Annotated in this window: 16 protein-coding genes; all 16 read right to left on the bottom strand. The window is 41.2% G+C overall.

All coding sequences use genetic code 11. The annotated features are described in order from the left end of the window. The gene (bamB, locus tag VXQ11_RS04795) at window positions 1–1,149 is read right to left on the bottom strand and encodes an outer membrane protein assembly factor BamB (protein ID WP_416705536.1); all 1,149 of its coding nucleotides are present in this window, start codon (window positions 1,147–1,149) and stop codon (window positions 1–3) included. Then, a complete protein-coding gene (locus VXQ11_RS04790; RefSeq protein ID WP_064094773.1) occupies window positions 1,146–1,844 on the bottom strand; it encodes a YfgM family protein in 699 nt (232 codons plus the stop codon). The genes bamB and VXQ11_RS04790 overlap by 4 nt, the downstream gene beginning before the upstream one ends. Before the next feature lie 30 nt (window positions 1,845–1,874). Continuing rightward, on the bottom strand, window positions 1,875–3,170 hold the full coding sequence (hisS, locus tag VXQ11_RS04785; protein WP_416705535.1) for a histidine--tRNA ligase: 1,296 nt from the start codon (window positions 3,168–3,170) through the stop codon (window positions 1,875–1,877). 3 nt (window positions 3,171–3,173) lie between these two features. Further along, window positions 3,174–4,295: a flavodoxin-dependent (E)-4-hydroxy-3-methylbut-2-enyl-diphosphate synthase gene (gene ispG, locus VXQ11_RS04780; protein ID WP_064094775.1), complete on the bottom strand. Its 1,122-nt coding sequence runs from the start codon at window positions 4,293–4,295 to the stop codon at window positions 3,174–3,176. A 23-nt stretch (window positions 4,296–4,318) separates the two neighbouring features. Then, window positions 4,319–5,110 carry a helix-turn-helix domain-containing protein gene (locus tag VXQ11_RS04775; RefSeq protein WP_064094776.1) on the bottom strand — a complete coding sequence of 264 codons (792 nt, stop codon included), beginning with the start codon at window positions 5,108–5,110 and terminating at the stop codon, window positions 4,319–4,321. After that, the gene (gene pilW, locus VXQ11_RS04770) at window positions 5,101–5,901 is read right to left on the bottom strand and encodes a type IV pilus biogenesis/stability protein PilW (RefSeq protein WP_005261820.1); all 801 of its coding nucleotides are present in this window, start codon (window positions 5,899–5,901) and stop codon (window positions 5,101–5,103) included. The genes VXQ11_RS04775 and pilW overlap by 10 nt, the downstream gene beginning before the upstream one ends. 14 nt (window positions 5,902–5,915) lie before the next feature. Beyond that, window positions 5,916–7,151, bottom strand: coding sequence for a 23S rRNA (adenine(2503)-C(2))-methyltransferase RlmN (rlmN, locus tag VXQ11_RS04765; RefSeq protein WP_064094777.1), 1,236 nt, complete (start codon window positions 7,149–7,151; stop codon window positions 5,916–5,918). Window positions 7,152–7,273: 122 nt separating this feature from the next. Then, entirely contained in the window at window positions 7,274–7,705 is a 432-nt protein-coding gene (gene ndk, locus VXQ11_RS04760) for a nucleoside-diphosphate kinase (RefSeq protein ID WP_064094778.1), read from the bottom strand. A gap of 109 nt (window positions 7,706–7,814) precedes the next feature. Next, window positions 7,815–8,015 (bottom strand): Fe-S cluster assembly protein IscX, encoded by a 201-nt coding sequence (iscX, locus tag VXQ11_RS04755; RefSeq protein WP_064094779.1) that lies wholly within the window; start codon window positions 8,013–8,015, stop codon window positions 7,815–7,817. Window positions 8,016–8,102: 87 nt separating this feature from the next. Continuing rightward, window positions 8,103–8,654, bottom strand: a complete 552-nt coding sequence (locus tag VXQ11_RS04750) for a phosphatase PAP2 family protein (RefSeq protein ID WP_144724064.1) — start codon at window positions 8,652–8,654, stop codon at window positions 8,103–8,105. A 20-nt stretch (window positions 8,655–8,674) separates the two neighbouring features. Beyond that, a complete protein-coding gene (locus tag VXQ11_RS04745) occupies window positions 8,675–9,961 on the bottom strand; it encodes a glycosyltransferase family 4 protein (RefSeq protein WP_416705534.1) in 1,287 nt (428 codons plus the stop codon). A 245-nt stretch (window positions 9,962–10,206) separates the two neighbouring features. Further along, the gene (locus VXQ11_RS04740) at window positions 10,207–10,614 is read right to left on the bottom strand and encodes a hypothetical protein (RefSeq protein ID WP_416680380.1); all 408 of its coding nucleotides are present in this window, start codon (window positions 10,612–10,614) and stop codon (window positions 10,207–10,209) included. Between the two features lie 8 nt (window positions 10,615–10,622). Beyond that, the gene (locus VXQ11_RS04735; RefSeq protein ID WP_416705533.1) at window positions 10,623–12,953 is read right to left on the bottom strand and encodes a fimbria/pilus outer membrane usher protein; all 2,331 of its coding nucleotides are present in this window, start codon (window positions 12,951–12,953) and stop codon (window positions 10,623–10,625) included. A 41-nt stretch (window positions 12,954–12,994) separates the two neighbouring features. Continuing rightward, on the bottom strand, window positions 12,995–13,696 hold the full coding sequence (locus tag VXQ11_RS04730) for a molecular chaperone (protein ID WP_416680383.1): 702 nt from the start codon (window positions 13,694–13,696) through the stop codon (window positions 12,995–12,997). A gap of 114 nt (window positions 13,697–13,810) precedes the next feature. Continuing rightward, window positions 13,811–14,320, bottom strand: coding sequence for a hypothetical protein (locus VXQ11_RS04725; protein WP_144724061.1), 510 nt, complete (start codon window positions 14,318–14,320; stop codon window positions 13,811–13,813). A gap of 906 nt (window positions 14,321–15,226) precedes the next feature. Beyond that, window positions 15,227–16,243 (bottom strand): ketol-acid reductoisomerase, encoded by a 1,017-nt coding sequence (gene ilvC, locus VXQ11_RS04720; protein ID WP_144724060.1) that lies wholly within the window; start codon window positions 16,241–16,243, stop codon window positions 15,227–15,229. Between the last annotated feature and the right edge of the window lie 47 nt (window positions 16,244–16,290).

Genomic DNA, 16,290 nt, shown 5'->3' with positions numbered 1-16,290 from the left:
TTAACGGTTCTGCCAAATGCTTAATGCGCCCTTGCGTGTGGAAACATACAGCTGGTTGTCAATGACGCGTAAGTTACGCACTTCTCCAGAAGTTTTTGCACGACCGGTAATCTGTCCGGTACGCGGATCAATCAGGTGCAAAACGCCATCCAGATCGCCAACCACCAGGTCAGTACCCAGCATCACCGGGTTACTTAACTTGCGATTCAGCAACTGGTCATTTTCCCAAAGAAGTTGACCTGAAGTAATCTCAAAGGCTTTGATTTTGCCATCAGTTTGCGCCACAAATACACCATTGCCCACAACTTCTGGACGCTGGATACTGCTGGCATCTTCACTCCAGACCACCTGTTGTGAAGCCAGATCCAGTACAGTCACCTGACCTTGATAGCTAGTAGTCACCACAAACTGGCCTGCAACGACCGGTTCACCATCAATATCCACCAGACGCTGGATATCAGAACGCCCGTCAGACACTGCTACACGGCGCTGTAATTTCGGTATACCACTTAAAGCATCCAGCACATAGATATAAGCATTGGAAGAGCCAATCAGCACATTACGCGCATCTAATGCAACCGGTGCAGCCATGCCACGCAGGCTGAATTGTACATTAGGCAAATTATAAGTCCAGACTTGTGCGCCTGTCGCGATTTCATGCGCATACACAGTACCATCATTGCTCACGCTAATGACACGCCCGGCATGAATTAATGAAGGTGCCAGTAAGGCACCGGTCAATTGCGCAGTCCATTTTTGTTCACCAGTTTGCTGGTCCAGTGCGAAAAGCTGGCCTTTCTGGTTACCGACAACAACGATTCCCTCAGCTGCTTCAACACCGGAACTTAAACCATCTTTACTGACTTTTTTCTGCCACAGACGCTGCTTGCCATTAAAAGCAGAAACTTCACCTTTTGGATCTATCGCAAAAACCACGCCATTGTCTGCATCCAGACGTAAACGCAATGGATCGGCAGCCTCTGTCGCAGCCACACTAGTGGAAAATACGGGCACCAGTGTTTTGGCTTGGGTCAGTTTTGGAAGTGGATTCGGTTTTACTTCTGGAACTTTATTGGTTTTACCTGCACAGCCAGCCAATGCAAGCGTTAAAACAGTCAAGGCACAGGTAATTTTGTATTTTCTATTCATTCAGCTTCTTCCGCTTGTGTTTCTATAATTGGGCGTTCGATTTCCGGATCATCGACCAATACGCCTACGCTTTCGAGCTTCATCTGTAAAATCTGACGTTCTTCTTTACGTTCAATCAAAGCATCCCATGCACTTTGATATACTTTTTTAGCATTTTCAATATCATTTTTGGCAACATAGATATCGCCACGAGCTTCATCGGCGGTTGCTTTGAATGCAGGCTCAGTCACTGCTTCTAAAGTTTTTAATGCAGCATCATATTTTTTCTGCGCCAATTGTGCATAAGCCAGACGAAGTTTGACTACCTGAACCAGGCCTTTATCGTCTACTTTCGAGTTTTCAACTTTCTGTAACGCTTTCTCAGCCGCAGCATAATCTTCTTTGTCATAAGCCAGTTTTGCCATCACCAGCTGGGTCTGAATCGCCTGCGCTGAATCAGGGGCTTCCTTGACAATTTTATCTGCAGTTTCAGACAGCTGAGCAAAACCATCGCCTTTCGATGCCTGTGCATCATCCATCAACTGCTGAACTCTGGCAGTGTTCATTTGCGACTCTGCCAGGTTTTTCTTCTGCCAATATTCCCATCCGAAAAAGGCAATCAGCGCAATTAAAATCCCGGTAATCATCGAAGAACCATATTTCTTCGTAAAGGATTTTAAGCTTTCAAATTGTTCATCACCACTCATTGCGCTCATGAGATTACCCTTTTCCTAATGTTTTATCGATTATTTTGAAGAAATTTTAGTACTAAAAAATGCAACGAAGTCCGTAAATGGTACATTCGATTGCTCTGCAGTTGCCAGCTCTTTCACAGTAAATGCCTGAGCTTCCAGTTCACGTTCCCCTAAAATCGCCGCATATAAAGCACCGGCCTGATCGGCCTTTTTCATTTGCGATTTCATTGAACCCTGTGAGCCCACTTTAAGTCGAATCTGACTGCCCGCTGCTTCCAGCTGATCCCGGATCTGTTCTGCAATGACCAAAGCCTTACCTTGAGCAGCCGGTTCAGCCACCAGGAATACTTCACAATCACGTGTCGGGGTATTGTCTTCAACCTGTTCCAGCAGAAGCAATAAACGTTCAATCCCCATGGCAAAACCAACAGCAGGGACAGATAGATCAGGCTTGCCTTTAAGCTGCCCCACCAGACCGTCATAACGGCCACCAGCACATATCGTACCCTGTGAACCCAAATGGGTTGTGGTCCATTCAAAAACAGTTTTGTTGTAATAGTCCAGACCACGTACCAGTTTTTGATTGATCACAAAACTGATGCCTGCATCGGTCAAGTACTGTTGTAGCTGGGTAAAATGCGCCAGCGTTTCTTCACCCATAAAATCATGAAGTTTCGGTGCATTTTCCAAGATGCTTTGTGTTTTAGCATCTTTAGAATCCAGAATACGCAGTGGATTGGTGGTTAAACGACGTTGTGAATCTTCATCCAGATCCGCTTTATGCGACTCCAGAAATTCAACCAGTGCCGCACGATATGCTGCACGCTCATCCGACTCACCGAGTGTATTTAACTCAAGCTGAACCTTGTCTGCCACACCCATACGTTTCCACAGACGCGCCGTCATCAGAATCAGTTCTGCATCCATATCTGGCGTTGCCACACCAAAGGTTTCTACACCAAACTGGTGAAACTGACGGTAACGGCCTTTTTGCGGTTTTTCATAACGAAACATGGGTCCGATATACCAGACGCGAGGCGTCGCACCGCGCAGCAGGTTATGCTCCAGCATGGCACGCACACAACCCGCCGTCCCTTCAGGACGCAGCGTCAACGACTCAGGCGGATTACCCTTGTCGAGGAAGGTATACATTTCTTTTTCAACGATATCGGTTGCATCACCAATCGAACGTTTAAACAGATTGGTCTGTTCTACGATAGGCAAACGGATTTGTTGATAGCCATAGGCATCCATCAAACCGGATAGATGCTGTTCAAGACGTCTCCAAGCTGGGGTTTGCGTTGGGAGAATGTCATTAAAACCTTTGATTGCGACGATTGAACTCATGATCTACTCAGGAAAACTTGTACGAATAATTTCTTTAGATTTAGCTTCTTCAAGCTCGGAAACACGTTGACGAACCATGGTTTCGATTTCATCAACCAATTGATTCGTGTCAATTAAATGGCTCTTTTCACCATTACGGTACACCAGTGAACGTGGACTTGCACCCACTACACCAATATCCGCTTCTTTGGCTTCGCCCGGCCCATTGACCTTACAGCCAATGACAGAAACATCCATTGGGGTACGAATATCTTCTAAACGCTCTTCAAGTTGCTGCATCACTGAAATCACATTAAATTCCTGACGTGAACAGCTTGGGCAGGCAATGAAGTTAATCCCGTTGGAGCGCAAACCCAGCGATTTCAGAATATCAAAACCAATTTTAATTTCTTCTTCAGGCTCGGCAGCTAAGGAAATACGCATAGTATCCCCAATGCCTTCCATCAGCAGGCCGCCCAAAGCGATCGCAGATTTAACCGAACCGGTACGGTAAATACCCGCTTCTGTGACACCCAGATGGAGCGGATTATCAATTTGCTGTGACAGCAAACGATACGCATCCATGGTCAGGAATACATTCGATGCTTTGACTGAAATTTTGAATTCCTGGAAATCCAGACGGTCTAAAATATCGATATGGCGCATCGCAGATTCAAGCAATGCCTGACCTGTCGGCTCGCCATATTTCTTTTGAATATCTTTTTCCAGTGAGCCGGCATTCACCCCGATCCGCATGGAAATGTCGTTATGACGTGCTGCGGCCACGACTTCACGAATTTTCGCTTCAGAACCGATATTGCCCGGGTTAATCCGCAGGCAGTCTGCACCCAAATCGGCAACTGCCAAAGCAATTTTATAATCAAAGTGAATATCGGCGACCAAAGGCACATTGACCTGCTTGCGAATTTCACCAAATGCCGCCGCCGCTTCCATCGTTGGCACAGAAACCCGCATGATGTCTGCACCAGCATCGACGCAGCGCTGGATTTGTGCAACCGTAGCTGCCACATCACAGGTTTCAGTATTGGTCATGGACTGGATACTGATTGGTGCATCACCACCCACATAAACTGAACCCACACGAATTTTACGTGTTGGACGACGTTTAATTGGATTTATGATCATTGTTCTGCTCTACTCTTGATCTGTTAAGGTGATAAACGGAATTCTGCTTTTCCGTTCACAGTGTAGGGTGACAATGAAATATTTTCATTATTCAAACTGAGCGATACAGCCGATGCATCATCCAGACGAATCTGGAATGGCGCTTCGCCATTGAGCTGCAAGCTTGATGCCTGACGGCCAGTTGCCAGAACATTGCCCGCCGAGTCTACAATATGCACAGAGGTCGGACGCTTAAACTCAAGTTTCAACTGGTCGCCCGAAAGCGCGTTACCTGTATCCAGATTCAGAATCTCGACATTAGAAGCGCCCACTCCAGAAACTTCACTGCTATTTTGTGAATTACTGCTTGACCAGTTCTGAATCATGGCAAACAGTGCACCCAAAATCAGTAGCACTACCAGCGTAATAAAAATGCGCTTTAACCACTTACGATTGCGGTCCCGCTTGGAGCCTGGCAATTTCCCCATAATTTTAATAGGAGAATTGTTCAGGGCATGATTCGGCAGCAACCCGGTATCATTGGTATAAATTTCATCAAAACGCTGAATAATGCTTGAAGCATCAACACCCAGAAATTTGGCATAAGTCCGGTAATAACCTTTAATGAAGGTCGCTTCAGGCAAAGACTTATATTCGTCCTGTTCCAGTGCAGTCAGGGTTTTGAGCGGAATATTCAGTTCTTTCGCTACATCTTCCAGATTGCGTTGCTGATTGATACGAATCTGGCGCAAGTACTCGCCCGGACGTTGAATATTTCCTAACGCATTTGGAGCTACGCTCGAATGATTCGATGGTGAATTAGGATTTACTTCCATACGGCCTCAGTACTGTACTGTAATTGCAAATAACGTTGGTATTCCTGGCTTTCAGGAAAGAGTGCACGTAACTGGTTGACCAATACCTGCATACCCAACTGATCACCTCCGGCACGCGCAGTGCGAATGCCAATCCAGAGTGCACGGGCACCCTGATTTTTCTGCCCCACACCACGCACAAACTGTTGATACATTTGTGTCGCCGCCGGGAACTGCTGGTTCAAATAAAATATTTCTGCCAACTCTAACATTGAAATATAAGAATCGCGATTGGCTTGCAGTGCCTGTTTGAATGATTTTTCAGCATTTGCTGTATCACCCAGTTTCAGGTAAATCCGCCCCATATTTTCCAGTGCGCGGAATCGCTGATCATAACCCAACGTGGCACCAGCAATTTGAAACTGCTCGATCGCATCGTTATAGCGTTCAAGCTGATATAAATAGGTACCGTAATTATTTCGCGCCTGCGCATTTTTCGGATCGGCCGAAATCGCGCGCTTGAAATAATGATCTGCTTTTTCGAGATTAAGCTTACTACCTTCCTGTTGCAGTAGCACACCCATCATCATATTTGCTTGAGAATCACGCGGAGTAGTCTCAAGTGCCTGATCCAGCGCACGTTTGGCTGCATCCAGGTCACCTGTTCTCAGATATTCTACCGCCAATTGGGTACGGACTTTGGTGGCCTTTTCAGGGTCTTTCTGACCCAGATCTGGCGTCTGACACGCGACTAAAACCAAAGACACACATACTGTTGAAATCAAAGCAAACTTTGATGTTAGATTTCTCAACTGGCGACCTCTTATTATCCTTGTGAGCGCATGATCTCATTCGATTGCGCAATTTTCTTTTTCCACTGTTCCGCACGACGGGTACGGTCAGCAACTTGTCCGACTAACTGTCCGCACGCGGCATCAATGTCATCACCGCGTGTCTGACGAATCGTACACACAAAACCGGCATCAGACAAAGTTTTTTGGAAAGAAATAATCCGGTTGCGGCTTGAGCGGCCATATGGCGCATGCGGGAACGGATTAAAAGGAATCAAATTAATCTTGCTTGGCAAATTCTTCAACAGCTTAATCATTTGCTGCGCATGTTCAGGATGGTCATTCACGCCATCTAACATCACATATTCAATCGTTACATGTTTACGTGAACTTTCATTCCCATCTTTGGCAATATAACGCTGACATGCAGCAATCAGCTGCTCAAGCGGATATTTTTTATTGATCGGCACCAGCTCGTTACGCAGTTCATCATTTGGCGCATGCAATGAAATAGCCAGCGCCACGTCAATATCTTTGACCATCTGATCGATTTTCGGCACCACACCAGAAGTCGATAAAGTCACACGACGTTTTGACATGCCGTATGCAAAGTCATCCAGCATAATGCGCATTGAATTCAATACTGCATCGTAGTTGAGCAATGGCTCGCCCATGCCCATCATCACCACGTTTGTGACTGAACGTTCACGCTCAAGTACAGGCACATCTTCCATATACGAATAATTCGCCATCCAGAGCTGACCGATAATTTCCGCCTGGGTCAAATCGCGCTGAAAACCCTGTTTACCGGTCGAACAGAATGAACAGTCCAGTGCACAGCCCACTTGTGAAGAAATACACAAAGTGCGACGTAAACCACTGCGATGTTCAGCAGGAATCAGTACCGTTTCAACAAGAGAACCTTCACCATCGCCAACACGGAATACCCATTTACGGGTTCCATCTTTGGAATAGTTTTTATGCACCACTTCCGGTGCTTTAATTTCACAAATCTTTTCCAGTTTTTCACGTAGTTTGCCGGAAATATTGGTCATTTCAGCAAAATCGGTCACGAAGAACTGGTGAATCCATTTCATGACTTGCCCGGCACGAAACTTCTTCTCACCCATATCCTCAAAGAATTTCTCCATTTGCGGACGAGACATGCCGAGTAGGTTCACTTTTTCTACAGCATTTTGCTGTGCCGGAGTGGACGGAGATGGTTGCTGTGCAGCTGAAACTGCAGATACAGCGACGACTTCAGTACTCATGTGTATTACCTAAACCATGCCTAAAGATGAAAGGAGAAGCTCAATATGTGAGCAAAGAATTATTCAGAGAATAAAAAAACCAGATAAGTATAATAACACTTATCTGGCTTGAATACTGCGAATTAACGAGTACGTGGAGCAATCTCAGTTTGCGCGAAGAAGTAGTTAATTTCGCGGTCAGCAGATGCTACAGAGTCAGAACCGTGAGCAGCATTTTCGTCGATGCTTACAGCGAAATCTGCACGGATTGTACCAGGAGCAGCTTCTTTAGGATTTGTCGCGCCAAGGATGTCACGGTGAGCAAGAACAGCATTTTCGCCTTCAAGAACTGAAACAACAACTGGACCAGAAGTCATGAATGCAACTAGGTCAGCAAAGAAACCACGTTCTTTATGCTCAGCGTAGAAGCCTTCAGCTTCAGCTTGAGTCAAATGTTTCATTTTAGTTGCAACAATTTGAAGACCAGCTTTTTCAAAACGAGCAAAGATGTCGCCGATGTGGTTTTTAGCAACTGCGTCTGGTTTAACGATAGATAAAGTACGTTCGATAGCCATGATGGCTCCTTAAGTCAATTGTTGACATGAAATTTTGGCGCATTATACCGAGATAATGCGCATTTTTCTGCTTTTCATCTGTAAAAAAATGCTTTTTTAAGATGAGGGCTTAGCGTGCCTCGTCAATCCATGCCATTTGAATAGCTTCCAGCAGACCTTCAGTCGACTTGGTCGGATCATCTTCAAATTCAGGCAAGGCACATACCCAGGCATGTAAATCGGTAAAACGAACCCACTGCGGGTCCACATCAGGATGCGCTTCGTAGAGTTCAATCGCGATATCGAGAGTATCTGTCCAACGTAAACCCATCTCTATTTCTCACCATAATTGCTTTGATGCTGTACTTTAACAAATCTGTGAAAATCTGCGAGCCTTTGTCCCGGCTTTCATTTATTTTTACAACACAATATTTAAATAAGGTGCAGTCAGCACAATGGCAATTGCCATCATACCACCCAGAATAGCCCCAACCACCACATCACTTGGATAGTGCAAGCCCAATACCATTCTGGACACTGCGACTAGAACTGTAAAAGGCAACATCAGCATCAGCAATAAAGGGGCGACATAGCCTAAAACAGTGGTTGCCATGACAGCATGCAAGGTATGCCCGGAGGGAAAACTAAAATGATCCAGGGGATGTTCACCCAGACGGATGACTTGATGCACCTGATAAGGACGTGGTCTCACCGTTTTAATTTTTAGCATCTTGTAAATGATAGTCGCTACGGTGCTTCCCAAAATCAAATAAACAATCTGTAAGGTATAGATCAGGCCTTGCATGATCCAAACCAGTAACAGCATGAAATACCAAAATGCGCCATTCCCTAAGCGACTAATGATTTTAAAAAAAGTAGCAATTCGTGCTGAATGCGAAAAATGATTCAGATAGACACAGCCTTTTAAATCAATTTCCAAAAACTTAATTTTTACATTCTGGAGTTTCACACTGTTGCTCCTTTCTTGTTTTATATATTGTATTCCTGATGCTGTACCAGTGAAGACAATGCTTGTTCAAACTGCCGGACAGGATACTGCCAGCCGACCGTTTCTGCCTTTTTACGTGCTTGTACGCCCATCTGTCGCAATCTGTACAGATCAGGCAATCCAAGCAACTGCTGGATAAAATCCTGCTGGTTGCCAAGCCTGCTTAACCATCCTGTTTGACCATGCCGCACATGTAAATTTGCACAGGCATAATCATAAGCAATCACCGGCAAGCCACTGGCCATCGCTTCCAGCACCACATTTCCAAAGGTCTCTACCTGACTGGCAAAACAGAACACATCGGCACTGGCATAAACTTCAGACAGATTTTTCCCGGTTAAGCTGCCAGTAAAAAGAATGCTACCATCCTGATTCCGCTGTTGCAGTCGGGTCCGGTCTGGCCCATCTCCCACAATCACCAAACGTATATCTTGCTGGCAAAGCTGACGCAGAACAAAGTAGGTTTTGATCAGCACGTCAATTTCCTTTTCAGGCGAGAGCCGCCCAACATACAGCATCACACGGGTATCGCCTGAGACTCCCCAAGCATAGCGCAAATCCGATGAGCGCCACTTTGGTGAAAATGTATCTGGATCAACACCTCTGCCTACGATTGCCACTGGACAGGATATGTCAAACTGCTTTAAGGCTTGAGCAGTATCCCGACTTGGGACACAGGTTAAGTCAGTATTGTTATGAAACCACTTTAAATAGCCCTGAATGGGTTTAAGCAAAAAAACCAGATCAAAAAACCGGCTGAACTCCTGAAATGACGAATGAAATCCACTAGATACTTGAATTTTATGAAATTTTGCAAGCTGCTGAGCCGCTAATCCTAAAGGTCCCTCAGTCACAATATGAATAATATCCGGTGCAAAAGCTTCAACAGCTTGATGAATTTTCAGGAATTGTAGTCTGCCAAACTGCAAATTGCTGTACTTGGGAATGCAATGTGCCTTAACCAAACATTCGTTATATGGTTTGAATTCGGTACAGACGTGATGTTGTTCAGGACGAATTAATAAAATCTTATGTCCCTGCTTTTGCAATCCTTTGCAAAGTTGTAATAACGCATGGGCAACACCATTGATTTCAGGAGGCCAGGTTTCAGTAACAATGGCAATTTTCAAACGGGAACGGGTCAGATCATCTAAGACCATTTTGTCATGAGTAGCCTGTTTACGTTGTTGTTTTAAATCAAACCGGATTTTTGCATAACAGGCTGTTGCTTTAATAATTCTGAGATGGACATGGGCTGCATCTCGCACCTATTTTATTTGTATATTTGATCCACTATAAGCAAAAGATATGACCAACTCATGAATCATAAAAAGAAAAGAAAAAGAGGATTATTTTTAAAATTATTAAGCGGATCAATAAATAAATCTCTATCAACTTCATCTCACTCGCCATAGGGACGCATTTTTATATAAATCTGTATTTCAACCTGATGCCCACCTCAAATGAAGTGCACCAGTTATGATTTTATTTCAAGAGCAACAGCCTGTGAAAATTAGAAGGAAATATCTATCGAAACCCGATCGCTGTATCTGCCTGCGGGAACTCCATTTAAAGGATTATCCTCAAGCTGAACTGAAACAATGTATTTTTGTCGCTGGGCTGCCCCTTGATTGAGCCTCACCCCCCACAAATTACTGTTGGCACCACTCAAATTTAATTTGGTACGTAATTTATAAGGGCCATTGGAAACATAGCTCACACCACTTGAACTGACCAGATTCTGACTATTAAACAGGATCGAATAGCCAGTATCGCATGAAATATTAAATGAAGTGGCGGACTGACTACGCTGGTAACTCGCCAGACGCAATTCCGGATTCGTAAATCCATCAATTGAGCAATGTTGGGCATTCGCAATCCCCCCCATGCTCACTAGAATAAATAAAAAAAGTTTTTTCATTTTTACACCTATCTGCATATGGTTTCCAAAATTTGATTTTCTGAATTTTGAAATTGATTTTGAGGAACAATCAATTGAGCCTGGCATTGCTGGCCACCTTGTGTTTTTATTTTAAGCCGGTATTGGCCGGGTTGAATCAGATATAAATAGACAATCCCCTGACTGTCCACAAAAGATGGATCACCGCTTAAGCCCTCAACCACCACTTCTGAACCTGCTATTAAATTATTTTGTTTAAAGTCTTTTATTCTTAATGGGATCCGCTTGGTTTTATGAATAGGGAAATCTAATTTATATCCGCGTTGATCCAGACCAATTATTTTCTTGGAAGAATGTGTAAAAGTTTCTTCCATCGACAATTGGTTATGGTCAAAAGAAATATCATAATTAATATAAGGGATAATATTATGTATAAACATATAACCGTTATTATTGGTACTTCCTACCAAAGTGGCAGAGCGATAGATATCTAACTCTGGATGCTGATCTACATTGACCAATGCAAAGGCATTATCTGCATATTTGGTAAATGCTACCTTATTCCCCAGCCAAACTAAGGCCCCGTCAAACACGGCCTGTGAATTGCGCTGGTCTTCAAACTCATCATGTGACAGCTGCAAATTCCCGATGCTGGTTTTCCATAAACCATAGGCATTATAATTAACTTCATTATCGCGCTGATTTACTCCGAGAATATAATCAAAACCATTTTGGGTCATGGTTCTTCTACTATAACTTAAGCCAGTTTCATTATTATCAGTATCATGATCTAGATAGATTTGACCTTTCCCCTCCCAATCATAAGAAAAAGCAATGTTAAACCCTCCATCATCACCATCTCCAAAATCTTTGAAAAAACCAAAACTTGTATATAAATTATCTGTTAGTTTTTTTGATGCTCTAATATCAAAAATTTTACGATCATCTTCGAAAAAATCTTCAGTAGCGTAACTTGACTGCTGAATATAACTGAGATTTAAACTGTCAATAATTTTTAAATTAGAAAAATTAAAATAGATAATATCTGAAGTTTTAAGATTAGAACTGTAATCATCCTCACTTAAGTATTCATATTTTTTAGTAAAATACCGGCTATTAATCCCTAATGACCAGTTTTCAAAATCCCGTGTTATGGCAACAGATCCTGCATAGCCCCGCTGGTTTTCCTTATCATCTTTACTTACTGAAAATGCCGTATCCAGCAAAAAATACTTACTCACCCCTTGGGTCCATAACAAGTCAAAGTTACTTACTTTCTCACTATATAAAAGATCTCCACCCAAGGTAGTTGAAAAGTTAAGTCCTCTACGGAAAAACAGTTTAGTAAAAAACTCGCGATAATCATCATCAACATAATCATAATTATATCTTAGCTTTCCCAAAGAAATATTATATTCATTGAGTCTAGGCTTTAATAAACGGTTATTAATATATACAGGGAAGCTTCTAACTGTTTTATTCCCTAAAATATCTTCCACCACAATTTGCGCATCACCTGCCTGATTTACAATTGAGCCTGCAGGCAGATTATAATTACCTGGTACAACTGAATCTTTATATAAATTTATGCCATTAATATATAAATCTACAGTTGAAGGCAGGCTGGCACTGCCATTCAAAGCAGGGATATTCCAATAAACAAAATCTGGACGATCAGTATAAATGGTCCCAAGACTTAAACCCCCAAAACGAAAAGAACTATTTAAAGTGTTATAAGGACTGGTAGTATCCCCTAGTGTTAATCTTAAAAACCTATCAGGAAATTCAAAGTCCAAACTACTTCTTACTCTTAAGAATTTCTTTTCTTGGCCTTCAGGTTCATTCCGATATAAAAAGGCATTTTTAAATAACCAGTAATCTTTAAATACTCCAACTTCTGAAAATGTATTAAATTCCTGATCACGACTATCTCTACTGTAGAATAAATTATAGTTAATGAATCCCCCAAAATCCGCCTTTGCAGGCTGCAATACTTCTAGATCATAAGCCTGATCTTCAAAATAGCTGACTGGAAAATTAATTTTAATTGCCTGAAGGCTATAGTCATCCTCGACTGTAATTCCTGTTTGAGTGATTAAACAGAAATCTTTTTTCTTTAAATGGCGTTGAAAATTTTCTACTTTAATTCCTAAACTATGCAAGGATTCACATTCAATAAATTTTTTCCTGTCCTCCGTGAAAGTAATTGCTTCAGTTTTATAATCCAGGCCATTTATCCATATATTTACGATTAACATCTCCGGATCTTTTGTCTGGCCTTGTACCGGACTAGTATTTGCTTTTACAGGCGTCACCCCAATACCACAGACTATCATCATAAGAATTTTAGTGGCTCTCATAGCACTTCCTTTGACTATTTTTATTCTTTTGCCAATCCGTTCTAAGCACTGATAGGGTATTCTAAATATTCCCCATATTCTTCTACTTTTATTTTCAACTTCAGATTTCCAGTAGTTTTTATTTCCCCAATTTCAAATTTAATTTCATTTCCACTCAAAACATATTGGGTAAAATCTTTTTTTAATACTTCATTATTCAGATTATCTAATACTATAACCTCTACAATTTTTGCATGTGATTTGGCTTTATTTCCCACTTTCAAATAAGCTAAACCATTTACCTTTTCCAGATTTACATTAAGTTGTGGTGCTGAGTGTTTTTCTGTAAAAAGCGGCAAGGAAAAATTAAATAAAAAGTTGATCGATGAAGTGTCTTCTACAGGTGTAACTTCTTTAAAAATAACTCTCCATGCTTGCTGCTTTTCAGTACCTGTAAGTGGCTGACTAAATCCGATCCGGACTATCTGCTTACTTTCCGGTTTTAACTCAAAGGTTCTTGGATTAAATAATAATGTTTTATCTTCGACGAGAACATCATCCCCCCTTTCATTCTGTTGCCATTTAAATGCTGAAATTTCATATATTTTTGAATATTTTAACCCTGTACTCTCAATATTAACCGTTGTACTTCTCTGTTTTTTAGAATTTTCAATATATAACTGGATTGGACTAAACTTTATTCCTGCAGAGAGAGTAGCACTACATAACAATAATAATAAAAATCCAATTATTTTTTTATGCATTTTTTACTCCAAAAACTTATTATAGTTATTATTCAATAAAAAAATTATTAAAATAGGAGATGATTCACACACCTCCTATCCGTTCAATACTTATTAAGAGTAAGTTTCTTATTATTAGAATCGAACTTCGACATTATATGTGCCACGATAAGTACCAGCATCAGCTGCTGCAATCGCACTACCAGCCACTGTAGCTGCTACATCCCAACGATGAGCTTGCCCCTTAGTACTTGATTGAGCTCCAGAATAAGCCCGTCCACCACGTGTAGTTGTCACAGATACAGGTACAGAGTTCTGGCCACTGCGCAAATTATTTGGTGCATTAATATTTAATCGATAAGGAGCATTTGTGCTTACATTAAAGAAACCTGCATCGCTCCAGTTACCTCCCGTTGTTTGCGCAAGCGTCAATTGTGGTGTTTCCACATCCAAATCACAATGTCTTGGAACTTCCAGGACAATGTCAATTTTTCCGTCACACTTATCTCCACATCCATGTTTGCCTGGCTTATGTGGTGTTTGGGAACCTGGTTTTCCTGCAGTCTGATTTGCATAAACTGCTGTTGAACCTAAACCAAAGCTCAATACTACGGTGGCTAATACTGCTTGAGTTATTTTATTCATAAGTATGCTCCATTCCTTTTTGGAAGAATATATTTATTAAGTTTTACGCTTACATTTTGGACTCTTGTTATTATGAGTAATGTTACTGTAGGCGTGCAGCCATCTTATTATTATTCATTAAAAAACATATAGAAGCTCTATTATTCACACTACATTTGCTTATACTATATTTTTTAAATTTTTATTAAAAATTCTTTTTTTACAAGGATATATATAAAACAGCTATAATCCTGTTAAACTTATGTTTATATATTATATATAAGAATGATTTTCTCAGAATCTTATTTAAAAAATATAAGATATTGATATTTATATTATTTTAAATAAAAATATCTGACTATATTAATCTCATTTTTAAATTTTACAAAGTCTTACAATTTACAATTAAATCCAATATAAATTTTTATTACAGAGATATTTTTTAATTAGTTTTCAAATAAAATCTAGTTTTAAAATATTGGCTTCTTGCTCTCCTAGTAATTCTAACCAAGTAATATTAAATCTCAAATGATTTTTTAATTAAAAAGTCAAATACGCGATTTTATTTCATCATCCTCAGTTTAATCATTATTCACTTGAATTAATCAAGATAATAGCTACTTCTCAATTAATTTATTACAACCTTATTTAAAAATTTTATTATTTTAATTCATCTTGCTTTCGCTTACTTAATATGAAATAAAAAAAGGCTTCTCTTTCACTATCAAAAAGCATTGCTTTGCATGAAGCAAAAGACACGCAATGTTAGGTTTTAAAAAAACCCACTCTAAAAGAGTGGGTTTTTCGCATTCAAAATCAATTGATACGAGAAATTAGTTTTTCTCTTTATCAACGATTTTGTTTGCTTGGATCCAAGGTACGAAAAAAGAGGAAAGCGCTGCTTTCCTCTTTTTAAGGCACGAAACCTTAGTTCTTTTCTTTATCTACAATCTTGTTCGCTTGGATCCAAGGCATCATCGCACGTAACTTGTTACCAGTTACTTCAATACCGTGAGCCGCGTTTTGACGACGACGAGCAGTCATAGAAGGATAGTTTAAAGCACCTTCGTTAATGAACATCTTCGCGTATTCGCCAGATTGAATACGTTTAAGCGCATTACGCATCGCTTCACGAGATTGTTCGTTGATTACTTCAGTACCCGTTACATATTCGCCATATTCAGCGTTGTTAGATACTGAGTAGTTCATGTCCGCGATACCGCCTTCGAACATTAAGTCAACGATCAATTTAAGTTCGTGTAGACATTCGAAGTATGCCATTTCAGGCGCATAACCAGCTTCAACAAGAGTTTCGAAGCCCATTTTAACCAATTCAACTGCACCACCACAAAGAACTGCTTGCTCACCGAATAGGTCAGTTTCAGTTTCTTCACGGAATGAAGTTTCGATAATACCTGTACGGCCGCCACCTACGCCTGAAGCATAAGAAAGTGCAACATTACGAGCGTTACCAGAAGCATCTTGGTGAATTGCGATAAGGTCAGGAACACCTGAACCACGTTGGTATTCAGAACGCACTGTATGACCAGGTGCTTTAGGTGCAACCATGATTACGTCTAAGTCAGCACGTGGAACAACTTGGTTGTAAAGAACAGAGAAGCCGTGAGCAAATGCTAAAGTAGCACCTTCTTTAATGTTCGGCTCAATTACATCACGATAAAGTTGAGACTGGAATTCGTCTGGAGTCAAGATCATCACTACGTCAGCTTGCGCAACAGCAGCAGGAACTTCAGCAACTTTAAGACCAGCATTTTCAGCTTTTTTCCAAGAAGTAGAACCAGCACGTAAACCAACAGTTACGTCAACACCAGAATCTTTGAGGTTAAGCGCATGCGCGTGGCCTTGTGAACCGTAACCAATAATCGCTACTTTCTTAGATTGGATAATAGATAAGTCACAGTCTTTATCGTAAAAAATTTGCATTGCTGTCTCCGCTTGAATGCTTGTTTATCTGTTAAATCAGGCAATGC

Origin of the sequence: Acinetobacter sp. 197 (genome assembly GCF_048148385.1) — a bacterium.
Classification (GTDB): domain Bacteria; phylum Pseudomonadota; class Gammaproteobacteria; order Pseudomonadales; family Moraxellaceae; genus Acinetobacter; species Acinetobacter pecorum.
The sequence above is the reverse complement of the archived record's forward strand: the minus strand, read 5'-3'. Positions and strand labels throughout refer to the sequence as shown.

Excerpts from the sequence above, each read along its gene's own strand:
- bamB (WP_416705536.1), bottom strand. The coding sequence starts at position 1,149 with ATGAATAGAAAATACAAAATTACCTGTGCCTTGACTGTTTTAACGCTT.
- VXQ11_RS04790 (WP_064094773.1), bottom strand. The coding sequence starts at position 1,844 with ATGAGCGCAATGAGTGGTGATGAACAATTTGAAAGCTTAAAATCCTTT.
- hisS (WP_416705535.1), bottom strand. The coding sequence starts at position 3,170 with ATGAGTTCAATCGTCGCAATCAAAGGTTTTAATGACATTCTCCCAACG.
- ispG (WP_064094775.1), bottom strand. The coding sequence starts at position 4,295 with ATGATCATAAATCCAATTAAACGTCGTCCAACACGTAAAATTCGTGTG.
- VXQ11_RS04775 (WP_064094776.1), bottom strand. The coding sequence starts at position 5,110 with ATGGAAGTAAATCCTAATTCACCATCGAATCATTCGAGCGTAGCTCCA.
- rlmN (WP_064094777.1), bottom strand. The coding sequence starts at position 7,151 with ATGAGTACTGAAGTCGTCGCTGTATCTGCAGTTTCAGCTGCACAGCAA.
- ndk (WP_064094778.1), bottom strand. The coding sequence starts at position 7,705 with ATGGCTATCGAACGTACTTTATCTATCGTTAAACCAGACGCAGTTGCT.
- iscX (WP_064094779.1), bottom strand. The coding sequence starts at position 8,015 with ATGGGTTTACGTTGGACAGATACTCTCGATATCGCGATTGAACTCTAC.
- VXQ11_RS04740 (WP_416680380.1), bottom strand. The coding sequence starts at position 10,614 with ATGAAAAAACTTTTTTTATTTATTCTAGTGAGCATGGGGGGGATTGCG.
- VXQ11_RS04735 (WP_416705533.1), bottom strand. The coding sequence starts at position 12,953 with ATGAGAGCCACTAAAATTCTTATGATGATAGTCTGTGGTATTGGGGTG.
- VXQ11_RS04730 (WP_416680383.1), bottom strand. The coding sequence starts at position 13,696 with ATGCATAAAAAAATAATTGGATTTTTATTATTATTGTTATGTAGTGCT.
- VXQ11_RS04725 (WP_144724061.1), bottom strand. The coding sequence starts at position 14,320 with ATGAATAAAATAACTCAAGCAGTATTAGCCACCGTAGTATTGAGCTTT.
- ilvC (WP_144724060.1), bottom strand. The coding sequence starts at position 16,243 with ATGCAAATTTTTTACGATAAAGACTGTGACTTATCTATTATCCAATCT.